We start from the raw sequence: 22970 nt of genomic DNA, 5'->3' as shown, positions 1-22970 counted from the left end.
GCAGGTAAAGGTATCGACGTATGCTGCGATTCATCGTTCGTCGGCTGCTGCAAGCAATCCCGACGCTCATCGTGCTGTCCATTCTGATCTTCGCGTGGTTGCGCGCCCTGCCTGGCGGGCCGGCGACGGCGATGCTCGGGGACAGGTGGACACCGGAGCGGGAAGCACAGCTCAATGCCGCACTCGGCCTGGACCAGCCGATCTGGGTGCAGTACTGGAAGTTCCTCGGTCGCGCGATCACCGGCGACTTCGGCAACTCCACGGTAACCGGGCTGCCGGTGATCGAGGAGATCGGTAGGGGCTTCACCGCGACGGTAGAACTGTCCTTTTTCGCCATGGTGGTCGCCATCGGCCTCGGGATCCCACTCGGCTACCTCGCCGCACGCTACCGGGGCAGGCTGCTGGACAACCTCACCGTGGTCAGCACCCTGATCGGGGTCGCGGTGCCGGTGTTCTTCCTCGGGTTCCTCGCGAAATGGGTGTTCTCCAGCCAGCTGGGCATCCTGCCGCCGTCCGGCAGGCAGGACGTGGAGATCAACTCGACCTCGGTGACCGGTTTCGTCACCCTGGATGGCTTACTCACCAGGGAGTTCGACGCCACGATCGATGGCCTTGTGCACCTACTGATGCCGGCGCTGGTACTGGCCACCATCCCGATGGCGGTGATCGTGCGGATCACCCGCGCCTCGGTACTCGATGTGCTCGACGAGGATTTCGTCCGCACCGCGGAGTCCAAGGGCCTCGGTACCGCGACGATCCGCCGGCGGCATGTGCTGCGCAACGCCCTGCTTCCGGTGTCCACCACGATCGGTCTGCAGACCGGCCTGCTGCTTGCCGGCGCGGTGCTGACCGAGAAGGTGTTCGTCTGGGGCGGTCTCGGTTCGCTGCTCGCCGAGGCGATCGAGCTCAAGGACTATCCCCGGTTGCAGGCGCTGATCCTGCTCGCCGCGGTGGTCTACGTGGTGGTGAACCTGCTGGTGGATATCTCGTACGCGATCATCGATCCGAGGGTGCGGGTGGGCCGATGACACCGAAACTGCTCCAGCGCCGCCGCGAGCGGATCGACGAGCTGGCAGATGCTGGCGATGCCGGTGTCAGCCTCGCCAAGGACGCATTGCGGCGGATGCGCGCAAATCCGGTCGCGATCACCGGGGCAATCATCGTCGCGTTGTTCGTGGTGCTGGCGATCCTCGCGCCTTTCCTCGCGCCCAAGGACCCACGCACCCAGTACGCCGAGCTGAAGAACCAGCTGACCCCCGAGTCGATTCCGGGGCCGATGCCTGGGTTCCTGCTCGGCAGTGATCAGTACGGCTATGACCTGTTTTCCAGATTACTGGTGGGGGCACAGCAAACACTGATCGTCGGGGTGCTCGCCACGCTGATCGGGGTTGCCGTTGGCTGCACGCTCGGCGGGCTCGCGGGCGCCTTTGGCGGTTGGGTGGACACCGCTTTGATGCGGTTCACCGATATCCTGCTTTCCTTTCCGTCCATTTTGCTCGCGATCAGTGTGGCCGCGCTGTTCGCCGAAACCAATCAGTGGACGGTGATCATCGCCGTTTCGATGGTCGCGATCCCGGTGTTCGCGCGCTTGTTACGGGGCGCCATGCTCGCCCAACGACATAGTGACCACGTACTCGCGGCCACCGCGCTTGGCGTGCGGCGGCGGACCGTGGTGTTCCGGCATATCCTGCCGAACGCGCTCACGCCCGTGATCGTGCAAGCCACCTTGACGCTGGCCACCTCGATCATCGACGCGGCCGCGCTCTCCTTCCTCGGGCTCGGCGATCCGGACCCGTCCCGCGCCGAATGGGGTTTGATGCTGGCCGAATCGCAGCAGTTCATCGAGGTCAAACCGGAGTTGGCGTTCCTACCTGCCGCCGCGATCATCATCGTCGCGCTCGGGTTCACGCTGCTCGGCGAGTCCCTGCGCGAAGCCCTCGACCCGAAGAAGCGGCGGTGAGCCGAGTATGGCGCTACTCGAAGTACGCGATCTGTCCGTGGTCTTCGGCCGTAAGCGGCAGAAGCCGTTCACCGCGGTGGACGGCGTCAGCTTCTCCGTGGCAGCCGGCCAGACGGTCGGGCTCGTTGGCGAATCCGGTTGCGGTAAATCGGTGACTTCGCTTGCCATTATGGGGCTGCTGCCGAAACGCGGCGTTCGGGTAAGCGGTTCGGTTACCTTCGATGGCACCGAGCTGCTGACCCTTTCGGACAAACAACTGCGCGATCGGCGCGGCAGGGACCTCGGCATGGTCTTCCAGGACCCGCTGACCTCGCTGAATCCGGTCATCCCCATCGGACTGCAGGTCACCGAGGTCCTGCGACGGCATCGCGGGCTGGACCACAAGAAGGCGCAAGCCGAAGCAACCGAACTACTGAACAAGGTCGGTATCCCCGATCCGAACCGGCGGCTGAGCGAGTATCCACATCAGCTCTCCGGTGGGATGCGGCAGCGGGCGCTGATCGCGATCGCACTCGCCTGCCAGCCGAGGCTGCTGATCGCTGATGAACCGACCACCGCGCTGGACGTCACGATCCAGGCGCAGATCCTGAACCTGCTCAAGGAACTCGTTGCCGGCACGGATACCGCGCTGATCATGATTACCCACGATCTCGGTGTGGTGGCCGGGCTGTGCGATGAAGTGAACGTGCTCTACGCGGGCAGGGTCGTGGAGCGGGCGGCGCGGCACGAGCTGTTCGCCGATCCCCGGCACCCTTACACGCACGGGCTGCTCGGCTCGATCCCGAGGTTGGACTCGGCGCGGTCCGCGAAGCTGGCCCCGATCACCGGTTCGGTCGCGGACAACATCCCATGGGCCGATGGCTGCGCGTTCGCGCCGCGCTGCCCGAACGCGCTGCAGGGCTGCGTGGAGCAGCCGCCCGAACTGGAAACCCAGGACACCAGGTTGCTGCGCTGCTACAACCCGGTGCTGCCGGCTACTACCGCGGCAAAGGAGGGCTGATGACGGTCAGTTCGGAGACGACCATGGAAACCGACCAGCCAGCCTCGGATGACACCCTGCTGCGGCTGGAAGACCTCAAGGTGCATTTCCCGATCAAACGGGGAATCGTGCTTGATCGCACCGTTGGCTATGTGTACGCGGTGGACGGTGTGGACCTGCGGATCGCGCGGGGGGAAACCTACGGCCTTGTCGGCGAGTCCGGCTGCGGCAAGACCACGCTCGGCCGTGGCTTGTTGCGCCTTGTCGAACCAACCGGCGGCCGTGCCGTGTTCGATGGCACCGATCTGTCCACATTGCATGGCGAGCAGCTACGCAGGATACGCCGCCGGATGCAGATGATCTTCCAGGATCCACTGTCTAGTTTGGATCCGCGCCAGTCCGTTGAGTCCATCCTGGTTGAGGGTATGCGGGCACACGGCCTGGACAACGATCGGACGGCCACCTCCGCCCGGTTGCGCGAACTGCTCTCCGCGGTTGGCCTGCCGGTGACCGCGCTGCGCAAGTACCCGCACGAGTTCTCCGGCGGCCAGCGGCAGCGGATCGGCATCGCCCGCTCGCTTGCGGTAGAGCCGGACCTGATCGTGGCGGACGAGCCGGTGTCCGCATTGGACGTTTCGGTGCAGGCGCAGGTGATCAACCTGCTCGAGGAGCTGCAGACGGAATTCGGGCTGACCTATCTGGTCATCGCGCATGACCTTGCGGTTGTCCGGCATATCTCGGACCGGATCGGCGTGATGTACCTCGGTTCGATCGTCGAGGAGACCGATGCGGACACGCTGTACCAGGAGCCGCTGCATCCCTACACCAAGGCGTTGCTCTCCGCTATCCCGGTGCCGGATCCGGTCGTCGAGGACCAGCGGGAGCAGATCCTGCTCGCGGGTGATCTACCGTCCCCGTCCGCGCCGCCCAGTGGTTGCCGGTTCCATACCCGCTGCCCGTGGCGGCAGGAGACCCGGTGCGATTCCGAGCGGCCCGAGTTGCGGGAGATCGCGCCGGGCCACCGGGTGGCCTGCCATTGGGCCGAGGACATCGCCGCGGGCAAGATCGAGCGGCATGCGGTGGACGTCGAGCTGGTCAAGGAGACTGAGGCGGGGCCGGGTGCGGGCCTCGGTGGCGCCGCTTCGGTGACCGAGATGCTCAGCACCTGACCACACCCCGTAACCGCGTTTGCGCGGCCAGCAGCGCCCGCCGAACCGCGTTCTTTAGGGATAGCGTGCTTATCGAGGCGAGCGGGAAGGTTGCCGGGCTACACCCGAACCGCGTTCTTTAAGGTTAGCGAGGGGTGGGGTGTGTCTCGGGGTCGCGTTCCTCGTGGGGAGCGGGCGCACGGGGACCGGTTCTGTCCCGCTTTCGCTTGCCGGTGGCGCGGGGTATGCCAAGCAGCACCCCGAGGACCACGACCACCCCGGCGATGATCTCCAGCAGGGCTGGTTGCTCGGCGAGCAGCAGCCAGGCGAGCGAGATCCCCACTACCGGCACGAGCAGTGAGAAGGGCGCGACCACGCCTGCCGGGTTTCGCCGCAGCAGCGCCGTCCACACGGCTGAACCAATCAGCGTGGCCAGCAGCACGATATAGGCCAGCCCACCGAGCGCCAGCCAACCGGTCGCACTGTCGGTCGCGGTGCGAAGCGCCGTCCAGCCCGCGGAAAGCCCCTCGGTGCTCGCGGACAGCGCGAACAGCGGGATCGGTGGGACCACCGTCATCCACAGGGTGAGCCGGATCGGTGTGCTTCGATCCGTCGTGGTGGCATCGACAAGCGCTTTGCGGTTGCAGACGTTGCCCACCGCCCAGCCGACCGCGGCACATATCGTGAGCAGCACCGGAAGCAACGCGGCCACCTCCGCGCGATACCAGGCGATCGCGGTCATCCCGGCGAGCGCGAGCGCCAGCCCGGCGAACTGCCGGGGACGCGGTCGCTCCCTGAGCCACAGCGCGCCGAGCAGCACGGTGAACGGGGCCGAGGTCTGCAACACCAACGAAGCGAGCCCGGTCGGCATCCCGACGTTCATCGCGACGAACAGGAACCCGAACTGCGCGGTGCCGAACCCGAGCCCATAGCCAACCACCCAGTACCAGGGAACTCGGGGCGGACGGACGAACAGCAGGGTGGGGATAGCCAGCACGGTGAACCGGATCGCGGCGGCGAACAGCGGCGGAAAATGCTGCAGTACCGCGTGCACCCCGATGAAGTTCATCCCCCAGATAGCCGCGACCAGGACAGCAAGGAAGCGGTCGCGGATCGGCACGTAATCGATGGTGCAAAGGGATTTCGTGCAGCACAAGCGAATATTTGCACCCCTGATGTGTAGCGTTACTGTATGGACTTAGTTCGGCTCCGTGCCCTGCGCGAGTTCGCCGACCGCGGGACCGTGCACGCCGCGGCGCGGGCGCTGAACCGCACGCCATCGGCCGTTTCCCAGCAGCTGCGTGCCCTGCAGGCCGAGGTGGGGATACCGCTCACCGAGCGCACTGGCCGCCGGCTCCGGTTGACCGACGCCGGCTGGGCTCTGGTCCGGCACGCCGATGAGGTCCTTTCGTCCGCCGAGCGGGTGGAGGCCGAGCTGGACAGCTACCGGTCACGGCCGAAGGGGGCAGTTCGGGTGGCGATGTTTCCCACCGGTGCGGAACTGTTGCTCGCCGGGCTCATGCGCCGGCTCACCCCGGTAGCCGGGCTGCGCCTGGAATGCCGCGATATCGATATGCAGCCCAACGAAGTGCCGGCATTGCTCGCCGATTACGACATTGTGGTCACGCATCGGGACGAGCAGATGCCGCCGTTCGACGACGCCCGTGCTGAGGTCGTGCATCTGCTGCGGGAACCGCTGGATGTGGCCCTGCCAGCGGGGCACCGGTTGGCCAAGCGCCGCAAGGTGCCGCTGACCGATCTTGCCGAAGAGTCCTGGATCGGGGTCGATGTCGGGTTTCCGGTGGACGATGTGCTGCGTTCGCTCGCGGTGCGTACCGGAGTGCGGCCGACGGTGGTGCAACGCATCAACGATTTCCATGTGACAGAGCGGCTGGTTGCCGCGGGGCTGGGCGTCGCGTTGCTGCCGCGCTACACCCTGGGGCCGCACAGTGGGCGACGCTGGGTGCGCAGGCCGCTCGCGGGGATCCGCGCGGCACGGCATGTCGAGGCGGTGCTACGCGCGGGCGCGAGCGCGCGGCCCTCGGTTGCCGAGGTGCTGGCCGCGCTACGCGCGGAAGCTACCGCGATCGGCTGAAACTCGCCTGGAAACCATGTCAGTGGATGGCATGGTTCGCGCGCATTCTGGTTCAGTGACCAACGGCTGGAAGGACAGGATGAGCAAGACGTTGAACGGCAAGGTCGCGCTGGTGGCAGGCGCGACACGGGGTGCGGGCCGGGCGATCGCGGTGGAGCTCGGCACACTTGGGGCGACCGTGTACGCAACCGGAAGGACAACGCGAACCACCCGGTCTGAAATGGATCGATCGGAGACCATCGAGGACACCGCCGAGCTGGTGAGCCAGGCGGGCGGTGAGGGTATCGCGGTGCCGACGGATCATCTGGACCCCGAGCAGGTCCGCGTCCTTGTCGAGCGCATCGACGCGGAACAGGGCAAATTGGACGTTCTGGTGAACGATGTCTGGGGCGGGGATATCTACCTGCAGTTCAATCAGCCAATGTGGGAGCAGCCGCTGGAAGCTGGCTTGCGGATGCTCCGGCTGGGCATCGACACTCACCTGATCACCAGCCATTTCGCGCTGCCACTGCTGAACAGGCAGCCCGGCGGGCTGGTGATCGAGATGACCGATGGCACCAATGAGTACAACGCGAAGTACCGCAAGGAAGCCAGCGTGTACTACGACTTCGTCAAGGCAGGAGTGCTGCGGTTGGCGCTGGCGCAAAGTGTCGAGCTGGAGCCGTACGGTGGCACCGCGGTCGGGCTCACTCCCGGTTTCCTGCGTTCCGAGGCAATGCTGGAACACTTCGGGGTCACCGAGGAGAACTGGTTAGATGGGACCAAAGTGGACCCGCACTTCGCCATCGCCGAATCACCGGTGCTGGTTGGCAGGGCGGCAGCCGCGCTTGCCGCCGACCCGGACGTGCACCGGTGGAACGGGCAGGGACTGTCCAGCGGCTTCCTCGCGCGGGAGTACGGATTCACCGACGCGGACGGCAGCCAACCGGACGCGTGGCGGTACATCACCGAGGTAGCGGACGCGGGTAAACCCGCGGATACCACCGGCTACCGCTGACCCGCCGGACCGCGGTCTTTAAGGTTCTTGCGGTGGGGCGTTGCGGGCGGCGATGCGGTTGCCGAGGTCGGCGAGCGCGGCCCGCAACGCCGTGGGGGCGAGGATCTCCACTTCCGTGCCGAGCCCGACGAGTTGGCTGAGCGCGACTTCCTGGCTTTCCACGGCGAGTGCGAGCTCGCGCCAGCCATGCTCATCGGCTTCGCTGGCCGCCTCGATCGCGGCCAGCGCGGCTTCCCGGTCAGTCACCGCCGGCAATGCCCGCACCCCACTCGGGCTGAGCCGGATATGCACCGTTTCGCGCAGCAGCGACTGTTCGAAGGTGGCCGAGGACCGCTGCCACCAGTCGACCAGCTCGAAATCCGGCGGCCGGTCGAACCGCTCGGCCAGCTGCGTCGCCTCGGCGATGCGGGCGACCCGGTAGGTGCGGATGGTGTCCGCCACGCCAGCGACCAGGTACCAGGTACCGGCCTTGAGTACCAGGCCGAGCGGTTCGAGCTTGCGTTCCACCAGCTGCTCGCCCCGGCCGTAGCTGACCAGCAAGCGATGTTGATCCCACAACGCGGCGGCGACCGTACTCAGCTGGGCCGCCTCTTCCGGACGGCGGAACCAGCCCGGCGTGTCCAGATGGAACCGGTCGGCCACATGCTGCACTCGAACCCGCAGCTGCTCCGGTAGCGTCGCGCTGAGCTTGGCTTGCCCCGCGGCGGCCGCGGTACTCATCCCGAGCTGCGCGAGCGCCTGCGGTACCCCGACGGCGAACAGCGCCGTGGCCTCCTGCGCCGTCAGACCGTCCAATCTGGTCCGCCAACCGTCCAGCAGCCGGATACCGCCCGCACGCCCCTGTTCTGTCCATATTGGAACACCGGCGGCCAGCAGCGCGCCGACGTCCCGATGGATGGTGCGCTCGGATACTTCCAGCGCATCGGCAAGTTCGGCCGCGGTTGCCCCCCTGCGCTGCTGCAAGGTGAACAGCAGTGCCATCAACCGCTCGGCCCGCATCAGGATTACCGGTTGGCGCGGTTCACCGCGGAAACGACCGCACGCAGGGAAGCCTTCACGATCGACGAGTCGATCCCGACACCCCAGAACACCTTGTCGTCGATGCCGCATTCCACATAGGCCGCGGCCTTGGCGTCATCGCCGGCGGAAAGTGCGTGCTCGGTGTAGTCGAGCACCCGCGCGTCGAAGCCGACGCTGGCCAGTGCGTCCACAAAGGCCGCAATCGGGCCGTTGCCGGTGCCGCTGACCTCGTGCTCCACACCTTCCACCTGCACCAGCGCGGCAATCTCGGTCTCCTCGCCGGCCGCCGAATCGGTTGTCCGATGCCGGACCAGCTCGAGCGGCGTGCGCACGTCCAGGTACTCGCCGGCGAAGGCGTCCCACATCTGCCTCGGGTTGACCTCGCCACCTTCGGCATCGGTGTGCTTCTGGATCGCTTGGGAGAACTCGATCTGCAGTTTGCGTGGCAGATCCAGCTGGTGCTCGGTCTTCATCACGTACGCGATGCCGCCCTTGCCGGACTGCGAGTTCACCCTGATGACCGCTTCGTAGCTGCGGCCAACGTCCTTCGGGTCGATCGGCAGGTACGGCACCTCCCATGGGTGCTCGTCCACCGGCTGCCCTGCCCGCTCCGCTGCCACACCCAGCGCGTCCAGCCCCTTGTTGATCGCGTCCTGGTGGCTGCCGGAGAACGCGGTGAACACCAGGTCGCCGCCCCATGGATGGCGCTCGTGCACCGGCAGCTGGTTGCAGTGCTCCACGGTGCGCCGGATCGCGTCGATATCGGAGAAGTCGATCTGCGGATCGATGCCCTGGCTGAACATGTTCATGCCCAGCGTGACCAGGCAAACGTTGCCGGTGCGCTCGCCGTTGCCGAACAGGCAGCCTTCGATCCGATCCGCGCCGGCCTGATACCCCAGCTCGGCGGCCGCCACCCCGGTGCCCCTGTCGTTGTGCGGGTGCAGCGAGAGAATCACCGAATCGCGCCGCTCCAGATTGCGGTTCATCCACTCGATCGAGTCGGCGTACACGTTCGGAGTGGCCATTTCCACGGTCGCCGGCAGGTTCATGATCACCGGCCGTTCCGGGGTCGGCTGCCAGATATCCGAGACCGCGTTGCACACCTCGACCGCGTAGGAGAGCTCGGTGCCGGTGTAGGACTCCGGCGAGTACTGGAAACGCCAGTCGGTGTCCGGGTACTTGCTCGCGTACTCGCGAACGAGTTCGGCGGCCTGCAGCGCGATCTTCTTGATGCCCTCTTGTTCTTCCCGGAAAACCACCCTGCGCTGCAGGATCGAGGTCGAGTTGTAGATATGCACCACGGCCTTGTGCACGCCGTCCAGCGCGGCAAAGGTGCGCTCGATCAGTTCCGGCCGGCACTGGCTGAGCACCTGGATGCGTACGTCCTCCGGGATCGCGTCTTCCTCGATGATCTCCCGCACGAAGTCGAAATCGGTCTGCGAGGCGGCGGGGAAGCCGACCTCGATCTCCTTGTAGCCCATCCGCACCAGCAGCTCGAACATCGCGCGCTTGCGGGCGGGCGACATCGGATCGATCAGCGCCTGGTTGCCGTCCCGCAGGTCCACCGCGCACCACAGTGGGGCACGTTCGATGCGCTTGTCCGGCCAGGTGCGGTCGGCCAGCGTGACGTCTTCCACCAGCTCGGGGAACGGGCGGTAGCGGTGCACCGGCATGGCGCTGCCCAGCTGCGGGTTCCACACCGGCTGGTCCGCCGGCGCTGGCCGGGAAGGGATGCGTACTCGGTTGATGCTGGGATTGGACGAGATCGTCTTATCGGACGAGATACTCATGATGCGAAGGGCTCCTGCGTCTGCTGGGTGTTGTTCCCGAATGGTCAACTTCGACGACCGGCGGGCAACACAACGCTCCGCGGCGGGGAGCCGGTCTGATCAGGCCCCGTCGCGGCAGCGAAGCAGGAGGACGCGTGCCACGGGCCCACTGTAACCACGGTGGGGCGCCGAATGGAAATCGAGGGTCTGATCAATCACAGTTCGCGAGCGGCTAGTCGGACATTCCGCCAACCGGGTGGGGGTTACCAACCGCTGCCGAATTGATACTACTCGCGCGTAGCAAACTGCCATGCCGGCTCCTACACTCCTGCTATGGCTGAGCACGGGGAACGTGGCGCCGGGACGGACTCGATGACCGAAGAGCCAGAAAGCACCGACAAACCTGAGGCGGATGCCGAAGCGACCACCCACATTCGCCGGGCGAAGCGCCAACCACCGAACTGGACGCAGCTGCGCGAGCGGGGCGCGGGCATCCTGGCCGCGGTGCTGCGCTGGGTTGGGCTGGTCTTCGCGGTGATCCTGGTCGCGCACATCATCCTGGTGATCGGCGAGGCCAACCCGGACAACTGGATAACCATGACGGTCGCGGACCTGGCCGGCCCGCTGTCGATCGGGTTCCAGGATCTGTTCATCATCGCCGACCAGAAGCTGGAACTGCTGGTCAACTACGGGTTGGCGGCGATCTTCTGGCTCGTCGTCTCGGCGATCGCGGCACGCATCGTCCGCCGACTTGGCGGTTCCTCGCTGTAACCCCGACACTCCCCGTGACCGCCAGGACCGCAATCTTTAGGGATCTTGCGGTGACTGTGCGTGACCGCGTTCTTGAAGGCTAGTGAGGTTAGGCGGGGAAGGTTGGCTCGTTCCAGGTTCCGGTGAAGGCCAGCTCGCTGAGCGGGATGCGGTTGCGTGGCGCACGCTCCCTGCTGATCAACTTCTCGTCCTCGAGCGCTTCCGGTTCGGCCTGTGCGCCCACCGCGATGGCCACCAGCGGGGCGGCATGCGCGGGCAGCGCGAACTCCCGATGCGCCGCGGCCGGATCGAAGCCGGACATCTGGTGCGCCACCAGGCCCTCGGCCACGGCCTGCAACACCAGGTTCTGCGTGGCAAGCGCGAGCCCGTACTCGGCGAGCGGGATCGTGCCCTTGGCGTTCTCGGTAACCGCGACGCCGATCAGCAGCACTCCGGCACGCTGTGCCCACACCTTGTTACCGCCGCTGAGCGTGCCCAGAATCCGGTCGAACGTTCCGGTTCCCCGTTTGCCAACCAGGTACCGCGCCGGCTGCGTGTTACCGGAGGAAGCCGCCCAGCGCGCGGCTTCCAGCAGCGCACGCAGCTGCCGGTCAGTGACCTCGATATCCGTCCGGAATGCTCGCGGGCTCCAGCGCGCGGCGAGCAGTTCATGGAAGGGCTCGCTGGTCTCGGGCGGTTTACTCGGCAGTTCAGCAGACATACCGGCCACCCTAGATCGCGTAGCTCCAGCCGGTCAGCGCGTAGGCACCGAACCAGGCGCTACCCACGGCGGCGGCGCTGAGCACCAGCACCATCGTCGTCGGCTTACGTTTGGCCAGCGCGAGCGCGATCGGGATAAGCAGGGTGAACGCCGGCAGCAGCAACCGCGCCTTCGAATTCATCAGCCCGTTCGAGCCCAGGTTCATCAGCAGCACCCCCACCGAGAACACCTGCAACGGCCAGTCCAACCCGCGCCGCCAGCTGATGACCAGCAGCGCTACAGCGCCGACCAGCAGGACGACCGTGCCGACCTCGAGCACCGAACGGGCCGAGCCAAGCACCTCCCCGCTGAACCGGACCGTGGCCAGCCCGCCGTCGAACCGCGAATCCCAGCCGCGCTCCTGCAGATCGAACCAACCGGTGAGCGAGCCCGTCTGTACGCCGACCCAGCCGAGATAACCGAGCAGACCAACCGGCGCCAGTAGCGCGCCCAACCACGGCCGCCAGCCGTCCTTGCGCTGCACGATGGCCACCAGCAACGCCAGGCCCACGGCGAGCAGCAGTGCCCCCGCGGTCGGCCGGACCAGCCCGGCGAGCGCGCAGCAGACGCCGGCGAAGATCCAGCGCCGTTCGAGCACGAACACCAATGCCCACGCGGAAAGCGCGCAGAACATGGCCTCCGAGTAGGCCATGGAAAGCACGATGCCCATCGGTGAGGCCGCGAACAGCGCGACCAGCGCCAGGCCGGCTCGCCGCGAACCGCCGGAAACCAACTGGCCAAGCCGGGCGAGCGCGTACGCGGCGAGAATGCCGAAGGCCGCACTGGCCAGCAGCGCGGCAAGCACCATCCCTACCCCGGGCAACTGCGAGAACAGCTGCACCACCCAGGGGTAGCCGGGAAAGAACGCGAGCGGCGTCTCCCCTGACCGGTTACCGAAGGCATCCACCAGGCTGTCCGGTACGCCGCCGTAGCCATTGCTGGCGATCGCCAGGTACCACTGGCCGTCCCACGAGGTCAGCGCCTCGCTCATGGTCGTGCCATGCACCACGCCTAGCCAGCTGAGCAGCACCAGCCCGAACTCGCGCACGCCGAAATAGATCAACGCGGGTGCGAGCACCACCAACGCCTTCCGCGCTTTCTCCCTTGGCGCCTGCTCCCGCGACGTCTTTTCCCTTGGCGCCCGTCTGTCCTTGTTGACCGCATCGTCCGAAGTAGCAACCGCGTCTGACGCCGATGTCGACGTAGACGTGGACTCCGTGGGCGATACCGACCCGGACAACGTGCCTTGCCCTCCAAAAAATCGCCTGATCTGTGCGCGGCAATCTTTTTACACTTACGCACGCACCGCACACCGTCGGGTGCGTAGCGCGCCAAACGTGTTCGCGGCCACACGCTGCGGCGCCACACCCGAGTGTCGCAGGTACCCTGCACCGAAGGTATTCATCGCGGCTTCCGGTTCGCGTGTGTTGCTCGCCGGAGGCTAGCAACGGCATCTGGCCGGTTGAAGGAGGTTCGACCCAAGTGGCGTTGGTCGTCCAGAAGTACGGCGGTTCCTCTCTCGAGTCCGCGGACCGGATCAAACGGGTTGCCGACCGGATCGTGCGGACCCGTAAAGAGGGCAACGACGTGGTCGTGGTGTGCTCCGCCATGGGCGATACGACCGACGAGCTGACCGACCTCGCTCAGCAGGTGAACCCGGTCCCGCCGGAACGCGAAATGGATATGTTGCTCACCGCGGGCGAGCGCATCTCGAACGCGCTGGTGGCCATGGCAATCGAGTCCAAGGGCGCCGAGGCGATCTCGTTCACCGGGTCGCAGGCCGGCGTGATCACCACGGCCGCACACCAGAACGCGCGAATCATCGACGTCACGCCTGGCAGGGTGCGCCAGGCCCTCGATGAGGGCTACATCGTGCTCGTCGCCGGCTTTCAGGGCGTCGCGCAGGACACCAAGGACATCACCACGCTCGGCAGGGGCGGTTCGGACACCACGGCGGTGGCTCTCGCGGCCGCGCTGAACGCGGATGTCTGCGAGATCTATACCGATGTGGACGGTGTGTACACCGCGGACCCGCGGATTGTGCCCAGCGCGAAGCATTTGCAGCAGGTGCCGTACGAGGAAATGCTCGAGCTCGCGGCAACCGGCGCGAAGGTGCTCATGCTGCGTTGTGTCGAATACGCTCGCCGGTACGGCGTGCCGATCCATGTCCGCTCGTCTTACAACAGCAAGCCCGGGACCCTGGTCACCGGCTCAGTGGAGGATCTTTCCGTGGAACAAGCGATGATCACCGGCGTTTCACACGACCGGTCCGAAGCCAAGATCACCGTTACCGGTGTGCCGGACAACCTCGGGGTGGCCGGCAAGATCTTCCGCACGGTCGCCGACGCGGAGATCGATATCGACATGGTCCTGCAGAACGTGTCCGGGACCTCCTCCGGGCGCACGGATATCACCTTCACGCTTTCCAAGACCAACGGGCCGCGTGCGGTGTCCGAACTGGAGAAGCTGAAGGGCGAGTTGGGCTTCGAGCAGGTCCGCTACGACGATCATGTCGGCAAGGTTTCCCTGGTCGGTGCCGGGATGCGCTCGCACCCAGGGGTGACCGCGACCTTCTGTGAGGCGCTGGCCAACGCCGGAGTGAACATCGAGATCATCAACACCTCGGAGATCCGCATTTCCGTGCTGATCAGGGATGAGGAGTTGGACACCGCGGTGCGTGCGATCCATGAGGCCTTCGAGCTGGACGGCGACGAGGAAGCCGTGGTGTACGCGGGGAGTGGTCGCTGATGGCACCGACGCTTGCACTGGTAGGCGCCACCGGCGCGGTCGGCGGCGTGATGATCGACATCATGAATGCGCGGGAATCCGTGCCATGGGGCGAGATCCGGTTGATCGCCTCGCCGCGTTCGGCCGGCAAGAAGATGACCGTGCGCGGCACCGAGCTCACCGTGCAGGCGCTCGCGCCCGAGGTTTTCGACGGCGTGGACATCGCGATGTTCGACGTGCCGGACGAGATCTCCGCGGAGTGGGCCCCGATCGCCGCCGCGCGTGGCGCGGTCGCGGTGGACAACTCGGGCGCGTTCCGGATGGACCCCGAGGTGCCGCTCGTGGTGCCCGAGGTGAACCTCGACCAGATCGCGAACCGTCCAAAGGGGATCATCGCGAATCCCAACTGCACCACGCTTTCCATGATGGCCGCGCTTGGTTCGGTGCACCGCGAGTTCGGCCTCACTGAGCTGGTGGTCGCCTCCTACCAGGCAGCTTCCGGCGCGGGCCAGGAAGGCATTGACCGGCTACAGGCCGAGCTTTCCGCGATCGCGGGCAAGGAACTCGGCTCGGTGGCCGGCGATGTACGAACCGAACTGGAGCGTGCCGGGCTACCGATGGCGGATTCGCCGTTCGCCGGCGCGCCGCTGGCGCTGAACGTGGTGCCGTGGGCAGGTTCGCTGAAGGAGGACGGCTGGGCCTCCGAGGAACTGAAGGTGCGCAACGAGTCGCGCAAGATCCTCGGGATCCCCGAGTTGAAGGTTTCCGCGACCTGTGTGCGGGTTCCGGTGGTCACCACGCATTCGCTTGCCGTGCACGCCACGTTCGAGCGCGAGGTGAGTGTGGCGACCGCACAGAAGGTCTTCGCCGAGCAGGCATCCGTGGTGCTTGTGGACGATCCGACCGAAGGTGTGTTCCCCACTCCGGCCGATGTGGTCGGTGGTGACCCGACCTATGTTGGCCGGATTCGCCAGGCGCTGGACTTCCCGAACACGCTGGACTTCTTCGTTTGCGGGGACAACCTGCGTAAGGGTGCCGCGCTGAACACCTACGAGGTGGCCGAAGAACTGGCGAAGACGCTATGAGGCGGGCCGCGCCAAGGCTGCTTTCGGTTGCGGCCCTCGGCGTGCTGCTCGTTGGTTGCTCCGAGGTCACCGAGACGGTTGACCAGGTGGAAAACGCCGGGGACAAGGCATCCGCGTGTACCAAGGCGCTCGGCATTGTGGATCTGAACCCGAATATCGATCCGCAGCAGGCGGCGGAGCAGGCTGGCACGAAGGCCACGGAGCTACGCGAACTTGCCGAGCAAACGGCGAACACCGAGGTGCAGCAGACGCTGAACACGATGGCCGAGTCCTATGCGACCTTGGATCAGCGGGCTGGCGAGCAACTCAGCAACTTCGACAGCTGGCTACAGCAGAGCCTTGCCAACCTGGAAAACCTGCGCAAGGCCTGCACCTAGCCGTGCATGGTTGAGTATTGAAGTGATTGCAGGCGGAACAATCGATCCGTCGTTCCGGGGAACAATCCCGTTGTTGGTGTGGAGTTCGATGGTGGCCCGCTAGGTTGGGCCGCCATGGATGCCGATTTCCCCACGATCCGCAGCCGGCAGCTCGGCGATGCGATGAGACAGGCGCTGCGCGCGACCGGACTGTCCGGTAAGGAATTTGCCCGCAAGATCGGTTGGGACGAGGCGCGGCTTTCCCGCTATCTCAGTGGTAAGCGCACCTGCCCGAAGCTGGATCTGGCGACGTTCCTTGGCGTATGCGAGGTGAAAGGCGCGGAACGCGACCGGTTGTTGTGGCTGGGCGAGGAAGCGAACCGGCCGGGGCTGTTGCAGCAGTTCGGTACCGGCTTGCCGAAGCAACTGCGCATCCTGGTCGACCTGGAGGACAACGCGGAACATGTCGGCGACTTCCAGCCGAACATAGTCCCAGGCATGCTGCAGACTGGCGAGTATGCGCGGGCACTGCTGCTCGAGGCTGGGAACGACGAGCCGAACGAGATCGATGATCGCGTTGCCGCTCGGTTGGCGCGACAAAGCTTGCTCAGCAGGGAGAAACCGATCCGGTTCAGCTACTTCATCCACGAGCTTGCGCTACGGCTGGCTGTTGGCGGACCCGAAGTGATGTCGGAGCAGTTGCACCATCTGCTGCGGATGGCGGTACGGCCGAATATCGAGCTGCGGATCGTGCCGGCCAGCCGAGGTGGACATGCGGGGATCGCTGGCGGATTCATGTTGCTGGATATCGTTGGTTTCAAGCCGGTGGTGTATCTGGAAAGTCAGACGGCGAGCGTGTTTCTTGAGGAGCCGGCGGAAATCGCCACCTATCGGAGCATGCTGGGCAGGCTCGCGGAAACGGCTCTGGATGCGCGACAATCGAAGGAGCTGATCGGCAATACGGCGATGGAGCTCTACCCGGATGGAGAGAACAGCGATGACCACGCCCGAATCGAAGGTCGTTCCCTGGCGAACCAGCAGTTACAGCGGTAGCAATGGCGCCTGCGTCGAGGTGGCCCGGGCTGACGGTGCCGTCCAGGTGCGGGACACCAAGAACCGTGCCGGCGGCCAACTCACGATCCCGGGCGCTGCCTGGCGTGCCCTGTTGGACGAGCTGGCCTAGGTCTCGTCCGTTCGGGTTCACCCTGAGTGAGCCCGTTCGTTGTTGGTAGCGCTCTATCCAGCTAGTTCTGACTGATTGTCCCCGCGACAATCGCGTGCGGTGATACATTGATTGCAGTATGTAGCCGCGCATGGTTGTCGCATGGGAGGGGACATGAGCCAGCCAGAACAAGACCCAGAGGTTGGGGCCGCACCCGGAGCCGAGAATGTAGCCGGCCCGGCCGAAGTCGGCGGCGCCATCGGCCTCGGAGCCACGGCCATCGGCGCGGGCCAGATGGACGAGCTCAACGCCGTAGCCAACAGCGGCGGCGAAGCCGGCCGCTTCGAGTACACCGAAGAACAACTCCGCTCCATCATGAACCGCTGGAAAGCCTTGGCCGAGGAGTACCAAGAGGACGTCCGGATCGCCGAGCCACTGCGGCGGATCGTCGGTCCGGGCGATGAATACGTCAGCGCTCGCTATGCTCTGGCGGCAAACGCGTCCGGCGAGCAAGTCATCCGATCCCTCAAAGAGCGGCGTGACTATTGCTGGGCGCAGGCGCGAAAGTGCGCCGAGGCACTGGGTGAGTACGTAGAAACCGAAGACGAGGCGGCACGGGAGATGAAGAAGCCAGATGGCCCGGTGGGGCCGGTGTGATGTCGCGTGGTCATATGGCGACCGCATCGGTTGTCGCCGTAGTGTCGATGTTGTTGGTGGGTTGTTCAACGGAGGAGCCTGGTTCGGCCGAGCCAGCCGGCACGTCAGATGCGGGTTCGCCGTCAATTTCGGCGCCAGGTGACGCCGATGGCCTTCCGGCAGGAGGCGCGCCGGCTGTTGAGAAACCGCTAGATACCTCGAAGTTCGAGGAAGATCCCTGTGCGGCGTTGACGCCGGAGCACCTGCAGGAGCTGAACCTTCCCCAGCAAGGCGAGGAAGAGGATGCCGAAGCAGGCCCTATGTGCAACTGGAACAATCGGGAAACCACGGGTAACGCCAGCATCATTCTTGTGACTGCTAGCGATCGTGGTTTGACGGCACTGTACGAGACCCGTAGTCAGTACGCCGTGTTTGAGCCAGTTGAACCGATCGAGGGCCACCCAGGTGTCATCTATAGCTCGACTGAGGGAGAGCCGGAAAAAGGCTACTGCACGGTTGCGGTGGGCCTGACTGATGAGTTGGCGATGGACGTCGGTGTGCGGTTGTCGTGGGGCAACGAGGGCGGCGATGCATGCGGAACGGTGCAAGGTATCGCTGAGTACATGTTGCAGACGATGAAGGCCGCCCAGTAACCGCAAGATCCCTAAAGATTGCGGTTTGGTGGTAAATCAGTGGCCGGGCGGTACGCCAGCCGGCACACTGTGCCGCATGCTGATCAGGAGGGAACAGGCCGGCGATGCGGCGGGTATCCGCGACGTACACGCGTCAGCCTTCGCGGCAACCAGCGAAGCTGGTACCGAGCCAGTCGAGGTAGGCCTCGTCGACGCACTGCGCGAGAGCGATGCCTGGCTGCCCCAACTCGCGTTCGTGGCACTGCGGGACGCGCAGATCATCGGGCATGTGGTGTGCACCCGCGGCAAGGTTGGCGATACGCCGGCGCTCGCGCTCGGACCGATCGGCGTCAATGCCCGCGTACAGTCCGGCGGGATCGGCAGCGCGCTGATGCGCACCGTGCTCGGCGCCGCGGACGCGCTCGATGAGCCATTGATCGCCCTGCTCGGCCACATCGACTACTACCCGAGGTTCGGATTCCGGCTGGCAGCCGAGTTCGGTATCACGCCACCGGACCCGACCTGGGCGCCGAATTTCATGGTCCTGCCGCTACACGGCTACGACCCGACGATGCGCGGCGAGTTCAGCTATCCGGCCGCCTTCATGAACCTCTAGCTAACGGGGTGCCCGGGTCCGCTGCTTCGACTCTCGCGGGGCAGCTGGCTTGCTCGTGGTCGAGAATCCGACAAGCAGCATCGCCACTCCAGCGATGACCACACCTACCAGCCCGGAAGCGGCGAAGCCCCAGGACGCCGAACCGTGGTCGATCACCAACCCGATCGCCGGGTTACCAACAGCGAGGCCGAGCCGCACCGAGGAGTCCTGTAAGCCCATCGCCGTACCGCGAACCTGCGGCGGGGCGAGCCTGCTCACCGCCTCCGAGGTCGCGGCCAAGGTCGGCGCGCAGACCAAATTGGACGGGATCAACGCGATCGCGAGCAGCCACCACGGTTCGTCAAGCACCGCAACCGGAATGAGCAAGGCGGCAAGCAAGAACATCAGCGTGCGCTGCGAAGGCGTCCGGGACGCCGCACCATAGACCAGCCCACCGATCAGCGAGGCGAGACAGATCACCGCGATCACCACGCCGGTGAGCTCCACATTCCCCGAGGCGCGCAAGACGGCCAGCGCGGAAAGCTCGGTGCCGATCAACACGAAAAGCGCGCCGAACGCGGTGAGCCAGGTAGCGATCAGCGAACGGTTCACCCACTGGCGCAGCCGGGGGCGGTACAGCTCCCCCGCGCCGATCTCGTCCGAATTGCGGATCGGTGGGTTCATCAACCACAACAGCAACCCGCCAACGCCGAAGCAGATCCCAATGGCGCTCAACGCCACGGTGCCGGAAAACGCCGTGGCGATCCCGATACCGAGCGCGGGCCCGATCATGAAACTCAGTTCGACGGACACCGTGTCCAGTGAGAAGACACTACGCCGCTGCCGTTCGGGCACCAGCGCGGCGAGGATCTGCTTGCCAACGGGACCGGCGGGGATCGCCAGCAGCCCCGCCGGGAGCGCGGTGCACAGCAAGGCCACATAGGGCAGATGCGAGGCGGTCAACCAGTACACGGTGGAGGCGATCGCGCAGACCGCGATAACCGGCCGCAGCCCGTACCGATCAAAGAACCGGCCGAGTAGCGGCGCCCCCAGCGCTGTCCCTCCGGTCGTCACCGCGCCGACCAGGCCAGCCGCGCCGTAGCCCATCCCGAGTTCGCTGACCACATGCAACGTCATGGTCAAACCTGCCGCGGTCATCGGCAGGCGCACGACGAACATCAGCAAGAGCGAGCTGGGAACTCCCCGGATCCGGAGCGCAGCACGATACGACTGCAAAGACACAACGTCCATGTAACCGCGACTTGGTACGCACGTGCAACTTCTTTCCGGCGTTGCATAGACTCTAAAAAGGTAGTTACTATCAAAAAGAAGCAGCTACCACTCTAGGAGTCGCGTTGACATATTCCGGAACACGTCGCTGGTGGGCGCTCGGCGCGCTCAGCGTGGCGCTACTGACCATCGGGTTGGATACGACGATCCTGAACGTGGCGCTACCCACGCTGGCCACCGAACTGTCCGCGTCCACGAGCGAACTGCAGTGGTTCGTGAACTCGTTCACGCTGGTACTGGCCGCTGGACTGCTGCCGGCCGGACTGTGCGGCGACCGGTTCGGCCAGAAGAAGCTGCTGCTCGTTGCCCTGACGGTGTTCGGAGCGGCATCGGCATGGTGCGCCTACGCCGGCAGCGCGGGCATGTTGATCACGGCACGAGCGGCCCTTGGTCTCGGTGCCGCCCTGCTGATCCCGCTGTCCATGTCGATGTTGACCAGGATGTTCCACGGCGCCGAGCGAACGAAGGCGATCGGTGTCTGGTCGGCGGCGATGGCGCTCGGTATCCCCCTCGGCCCGGTAGTCGGTGGTTGGCTGCTGGACCACTTCTGGTGGGGTTCGATCTTCTTGATCAACATTCCGCTGGTGCTGGTCGGCCTGCTACTGCTCGGTTGGCTGTTGCCGGCCACCCCGGCAGCGCCGGGCAACCGGATCGACGGCATCGGGGTGCTGCTGTCCGCGACCGGACTCGGGGTGTTGACCTATGGGTTGATCGAAGCTGGCGAGCACGGCTGGGGCGGCACGCTGACCTGGTCGCTGATCCTGCTCGGCGGGCTACTGCTCGGCGCGTTCGGCTGGTGGATCACCCGCGCTCGCACTCCGCTGGTGGATCCGGCGCTGTTCAGCTCACGCGGGTTCGCCTGGGGCACGCTGCTCGCCACGGTGGCTTCGTTCGTGCTGATGGGTGCGATGTTCGTGCTGCCGCAGTACTTCCAGGCGGTGTTCGACGCGACCGCGCTCGGCACCGGGTTACGGCTGCTCCCGGTGGTCGGCGGGCTGCTCGTCGGGGTACAGCTGGCCAATCGACTTCGCCCGAACGTCGGCGCGAAAGCGATCGTTGCGATTGGCTTCGCGTTGCTGGCCGCCGGACTGCTGATCGGCACGCAGACCAGCGTCGCCGACAGCTATGGATTCGTGGCGTTCTGGCTTTCCGTACTCGGCGTCGGTTTCGGCTTCGCCTTGCCACCAGCGATGGATATCGCGATGGGAGCCCTGCCGCGAAGCGGCAGCGGGGTCGGCTCCGGGATGTTGCAGGCGGCCCGCCAGGTCGGCGGGACGCTGGGCGTGGCGCTTCTTGGCACGCTACTCGGCGCGACGTATCGCGGGCAGCTGGACCTGACCGCGGTGCCGGCCGCCGCTGCCGACAGCGCGGCGGCGGGTGTGCGGGTCGCGCAAACCCTGGACGCGCCGGAGCTGCTCGCTTCGGTGCGCGCCGCGCTGGTGCACGGCATGTCCGCCACCCTGTGGGTATGTGCGGGGATCGCGGTGCTCGGTGTGATCCTGACCCTGGTGTATCTCCCGAACCACGCCGAGGATGTCGTGGCGGAGGAACAGGGCGAACGGACGGGACAATCGAAGGATGAGCACGTCGCGGGATGAGGCGCGGCCGACCGGGCTGCGGGAGCGGAAGAAGGCCAAGACGCTGGCCACGATCCAGCGGCATGCGATGCGGCTGTTCGCCGAGCAGGGTTACGCGCAGACGACGATCGAACAGATCGCCGAGGCCGCGGAGATCTCGCCGAGCACCTTCTACCGGTACTTCCCTACCAAGGAACAGACGGTGCTCTACGACTCCGTTGACCCGGAATTGTTCGCCGCGTTTCTTGCCCAACCCGCCGAACTGGGCCCGGTTGCCGCGTTCCGTACCGCGATCGCCGGGGTTTACCGGGGTATGTCCGATGCCGAGGTGGACACCGAGCTCGGCCGGCAGCGTCTGGTGCTCACCGTGCCGGAACTACGCGGGGCGCTCATCGACGGGGCCATCCGGGATTTCGACGTGTTCGCCGGAGTGGTGGCCACCCGGATGGGCAGGGAGCCGGCCGATTTCGCCGCGCGAATGCTGGCAGGGGCGATGTTCGGCGTGCTGGTGGCCGCGCTCGTCCCGCATCTTGGCCAGTTGGAGCAGGCCAAGATCGACGATGCGGATGCGCTGATCCAGCGGCTGGACGAAGCGCTGGCCACCCTGGAGGACCGTTAGGACAAGCCGAGCAGGGCCGGTCGTTTGGCGTAGGAGCGCCACATCTCCGCGGGGTTGGGCACCAGCCGGCGGGTTTTCAGGTCGAGCATCCCGCTGAGGTGTTCCAGCTCGGCGACGACCTCGCCATCCGGGCGCCGGAAGACGTGCACCACCTTGAAGGTCTTGCCGTCGGTCCACTGCCAGTCGCAGGACACCTCGACGTCCTCACCACCGCGGAGTTCGTGGTGGTACTGGATATTGGTCTTCAGGTTCACCGGGCCGTAGCCGTTGCCAATCAGTTCCTCCACCGGCACCCCGGCCGCCTGCACGCAGGCATACCGCGAATGATCGGCGTACTGCACGTACACGGAGCCGTTGACGTGCCGCTGCGCATCAAGTTCATAGCCGCGTACGGTCATCCGCACCCGAAACGGCAGATCAAACATTCCCGACCTCCTGTTCGGCCAGCCAACGCCGGGAACGCGCGGTGAGGTACCTGCGCCCGTCCGCGCGCGTTTCCAGCCATTCGCCACGTACCCAACCGCCGGCGGCTTGCGGAGAGAAACCGTGCTTGCGCAGCAGCGCGCTCGTCTCCGCCCTGCCCAGCCCGCGATGTCCCCATTCGTGCAAAACCGATTGATAGCGATCGGACTCCGATAAACCGGCAGGATCCTGGTCGACAGCATTGGCCAGCGCAGCAAAACCCCTGCTTATCTGACGTAGCGCGGCAGCGATATCGGCAACTCCGGGAGCCTGTTGGGTCATCGATATAGCATAGCAAACGCTATCAATTGCATAGCAATCGCTAGGCATGCGAAACCGCGCCGAGACCGC

The 22970-nt window shown here is 65.8% G+C and carries 25 protein-coding genes; 17 read left to right on the top strand and 8 right to left on the bottom strand.

Annotated features, from left to right (window positions below; genetic code table 11):
* Window positions 1-20 precede the first annotated feature (20 nt).
* The 4 genes from EV191_RS11585 to EV191_RS11570 are packed head-to-tail and all read left to right on the top strand — an operon-like array spanning window position 21 to window position 4108.
* Window positions 21-1028 carry an ABC transporter permease gene (locus EV191_RS11585; RefSeq protein WP_132876976.1) on the top strand — a complete coding sequence of 336 codons (1008 nt, stop codon included), beginning with the start codon at window positions 21-23 and terminating at the stop codon, window positions 1026-1028.
* A complete protein-coding gene (locus EV191_RS11580; RefSeq protein ID WP_132876975.1) occupies window positions 1025-1960 on the top strand; it encodes an ABC transporter permease in 936 nt (311 codons plus the stop codon). The genes EV191_RS11585 and EV191_RS11580 overlap by 4 nt, the downstream gene beginning before the upstream one ends.
* 7 nt (window positions 1961-1967) lie before the next feature.
* Window positions 1968-2960 carry an ABC transporter ATP-binding protein gene (locus EV191_RS11575; RefSeq protein WP_132876974.1) on the top strand — a complete coding sequence of 331 codons (993 nt, stop codon included), beginning with the start codon at window positions 1968-1970 and terminating at the stop codon, window positions 2958-2960.
* A gap of 23 nt (window positions 2961-2983) precedes the next feature.
* A complete protein-coding gene (locus EV191_RS11570; protein WP_132877149.1) occupies window positions 2984-4108 on the top strand; it encodes an ABC transporter ATP-binding protein in 1125 nt (374 codons plus the stop codon).
* A 124-nt stretch (window positions 4109-4232) separates the two neighbouring features.
* Here the strand turns inward: EV191_RS11570 and EV191_RS11565 are convergent, their stop codons facing one another.
* A complete protein-coding gene (locus EV191_RS11565; protein ID WP_132876973.1) occupies window positions 4233-5207 on the bottom strand; it encodes an EamA family transporter in 975 nt (324 codons plus the stop codon).
* A 72-nt stretch (window positions 5208-5279) separates the two neighbouring features.
* Here EV191_RS11565 and EV191_RS11560 point away from each other — a divergent pair, with 72 nt between their 5' ends.
* Together EV191_RS11560 and EV191_RS11555 are read left to right on the top strand one after the other, a co-directional pair.
* Complete coding sequence (locus EV191_RS11560; protein ID WP_132876972.1) at window positions 5280-6182, top strand: LysR family transcriptional regulator; 903 nt, start codon at window positions 5280-5282, stop codon at window positions 6180-6182.
* Window positions 6183-6261: 79 nt separating this feature from the next.
* Entirely contained in the window at window positions 6262-7179 is a 918-nt protein-coding gene (locus EV191_RS11555; RefSeq protein ID WP_132877148.1) for an SDR family oxidoreductase, read from the top strand.
* A gap of 18 nt (window positions 7180-7197) precedes the next feature.
* On the opposite strand, the gene EV191_RS11550 is transcribed toward EV191_RS11555, so the two are convergent.
* A complete protein-coding gene (locus tag EV191_RS11550) occupies window positions 7198-8178 on the bottom strand; it encodes a helix-turn-helix transcriptional regulator (protein WP_132876971.1) in 981 nt (326 codons plus the stop codon).
* A gap of 5 nt (window positions 8179-8183) precedes the next feature.
* The gene (gene leuA, locus EV191_RS11545) at window positions 8184-9989 is read right to left on the bottom strand and encodes a 2-isopropylmalate synthase (RefSeq protein WP_132876970.1); all 1806 of its coding nucleotides are present in this window, start codon (window positions 9987-9989) and stop codon (window positions 8184-8186) included.
* Between the two features lie 312 nt (window positions 9990-10301).
* Between leuA and EV191_RS11540 the strand changes: the two genes are divergently transcribed.
* A complete protein-coding gene (locus EV191_RS11540) occupies window positions 10302-10739 on the top strand; it encodes a hypothetical protein (protein ID WP_243658892.1) in 438 nt (145 codons plus the stop codon).
* An 88-nt stretch (window positions 10740-10827) separates the two neighbouring features.
* On the opposite strand, the gene EV191_RS11535 is transcribed toward EV191_RS11540, so the two are convergent.
* Both EV191_RS11535 and EV191_RS11530 read right to left on the bottom strand, forming a co-directional pair.
* A complete protein-coding gene (locus tag EV191_RS11535; protein WP_132876969.1) occupies window positions 10828-11439 on the bottom strand; it encodes a nitroreductase family protein in 612 nt (203 codons plus the stop codon).
* A gap of 10 nt (window positions 11440-11449) precedes the next feature.
* Window positions 11450-12559 carry a hypothetical protein gene (locus tag EV191_RS11530; protein ID WP_243658891.1) on the bottom strand — a complete coding sequence of 370 codons (1110 nt, stop codon included), beginning with the start codon at window positions 12557-12559 and terminating at the stop codon, window positions 11450-11452.
* Between the two features lie 401 nt (window positions 12560-12960).
* On the opposite strand from EV191_RS11530, the gene EV191_RS11525 reads away from it, so the two are divergent.
* The 8 genes from EV191_RS11525 (at window position 12961) to EV191_RS11490 (ending at window position 18692) form a co-directional block, all read left to right on the top strand.
* Window positions 12961-14226, top strand: a complete 1266-nt coding sequence (locus EV191_RS11525) for an aspartate kinase (protein WP_132876968.1) — start codon at window positions 12961-12963, stop codon at window positions 14224-14226.
* Window positions 14226-15290, top strand: a complete 1065-nt coding sequence (locus EV191_RS11520) for an aspartate-semialdehyde dehydrogenase (RefSeq protein ID WP_132876967.1) — start codon at window positions 14226-14228, stop codon at window positions 15288-15290. The genes EV191_RS11525 and EV191_RS11520 overlap by 1 nt, the downstream gene beginning before the upstream one ends.
* Window positions 15287-15667, top strand: coding sequence for a hypothetical protein (locus EV191_RS11515; RefSeq protein ID WP_132876966.1), 381 nt, complete (start codon window positions 15287-15289; stop codon window positions 15665-15667). Before EV191_RS11520 ends, EV191_RS11515 begins: the two co-directional genes overlap by 4 nt.
* A 114-nt stretch (window positions 15668-15781) precedes the next feature.
* Complete coding sequence (locus EV191_RS11510; RefSeq protein ID WP_132876965.1) at window positions 15782-16699, top strand: helix-turn-helix domain-containing protein; 918 nt, start codon at window positions 15782-15784, stop codon at window positions 16697-16699.
* Window positions 16644-16829 carry a DUF397 domain-containing protein gene (locus EV191_RS11505; RefSeq protein ID WP_132876964.1) on the top strand — a complete coding sequence of 62 codons (186 nt, stop codon included), beginning with the start codon at window positions 16644-16646 and terminating at the stop codon, window positions 16827-16829. Before EV191_RS11510 ends, EV191_RS11505 begins: the two co-directional genes overlap by 56 nt.
* Before the next feature lie 153 nt (window positions 16830-16982).
* Window positions 16983-17465, top strand: a complete 483-nt coding sequence (locus EV191_RS11500) for a hypothetical protein (protein ID WP_132876963.1) — start codon at window positions 16983-16985, stop codon at window positions 17463-17465.
* Window positions 17466-17479: 14 nt separating this feature from the next.
* Window positions 17480-18097 (top strand): DUF3558 domain-containing protein, encoded by a 618-nt coding sequence (locus EV191_RS11495; protein WP_165912921.1) that lies wholly within the window; start codon window positions 17480-17482, stop codon window positions 18095-18097.
* Between the two features lie 76 nt (window positions 18098-18173).
* Window positions 18174-18692 (top strand): GNAT family N-acetyltransferase, encoded by a 519-nt coding sequence (locus tag EV191_RS11490; RefSeq protein ID WP_132876961.1) that lies wholly within the window; start codon window positions 18174-18176, stop codon window positions 18690-18692.
* On the opposite strand, the gene EV191_RS11485 is transcribed toward EV191_RS11490, so the two are convergent.
* Window positions 18693-19913 (bottom strand): MFS transporter, encoded by a 1221-nt coding sequence (locus EV191_RS11485; protein WP_424565453.1) that lies wholly within the window; start codon window positions 19911-19913, stop codon window positions 18693-18695. It abuts the gene before it with no gap.
* 113 nt (window positions 19914-20026) lie between these two features.
* On the opposite strand from EV191_RS11485, the gene EV191_RS11480 reads away from it, so the two are divergent.
* Together EV191_RS11480 and EV191_RS11475 are read left to right on the top strand one after the other, a co-directional pair.
* Entirely contained in the window at window positions 20027-21559 is a 1533-nt protein-coding gene (locus EV191_RS11480; RefSeq protein ID WP_243658890.1) for an MFS transporter, read from the top strand.
* Window positions 21540-22157 carry a TetR/AcrR family transcriptional regulator gene (locus tag EV191_RS11475; RefSeq protein WP_132876959.1) on the top strand — a complete coding sequence of 206 codons (618 nt, stop codon included), beginning with the start codon at window positions 21540-21542 and terminating at the stop codon, window positions 22155-22157. The genes EV191_RS11480 and EV191_RS11475 overlap by 20 nt, the downstream gene beginning before the upstream one ends.
* Here EV191_RS11475 and EV191_RS11470 read toward each other — a convergent pair.
* Together EV191_RS11470 and EV191_RS11465 are read right to left on the bottom strand one after the other, a co-directional pair.
* On the bottom strand, window positions 22154-22582 hold the full coding sequence (locus EV191_RS11470; protein ID WP_132876958.1) for an acyl-CoA thioesterase: 429 nt from the start codon (window positions 22580-22582) through the stop codon (window positions 22154-22156). The two genes, EV191_RS11475 and EV191_RS11470, sit on opposite strands and share 4 nt — an antisense overlap.
* Complete coding sequence (locus tag EV191_RS11465) at window positions 22575-22901, bottom strand: hypothetical protein (protein WP_132876957.1); 327 nt, start codon at window positions 22899-22901, stop codon at window positions 22575-22577. Before EV191_RS11465 ends, EV191_RS11470 begins: the two co-directional genes overlap by 8 nt.
* Window positions 22902-22970 lie beyond the last annotated feature (69 nt).

Source organism: Tamaricihabitans halophyticus, from assembly GCF_004340875.1.
In the GTDB taxonomy this organism is placed as follows: Bacteria; Actinomycetota; Actinomycetes; order Mycobacteriales; family Pseudonocardiaceae; genus Tamaricihabitans; species Tamaricihabitans halophyticus.
The sequence above is the reverse complement of the archived record's forward strand: the minus strand, read 5'-3'. Positions and strand labels throughout refer to the sequence as shown.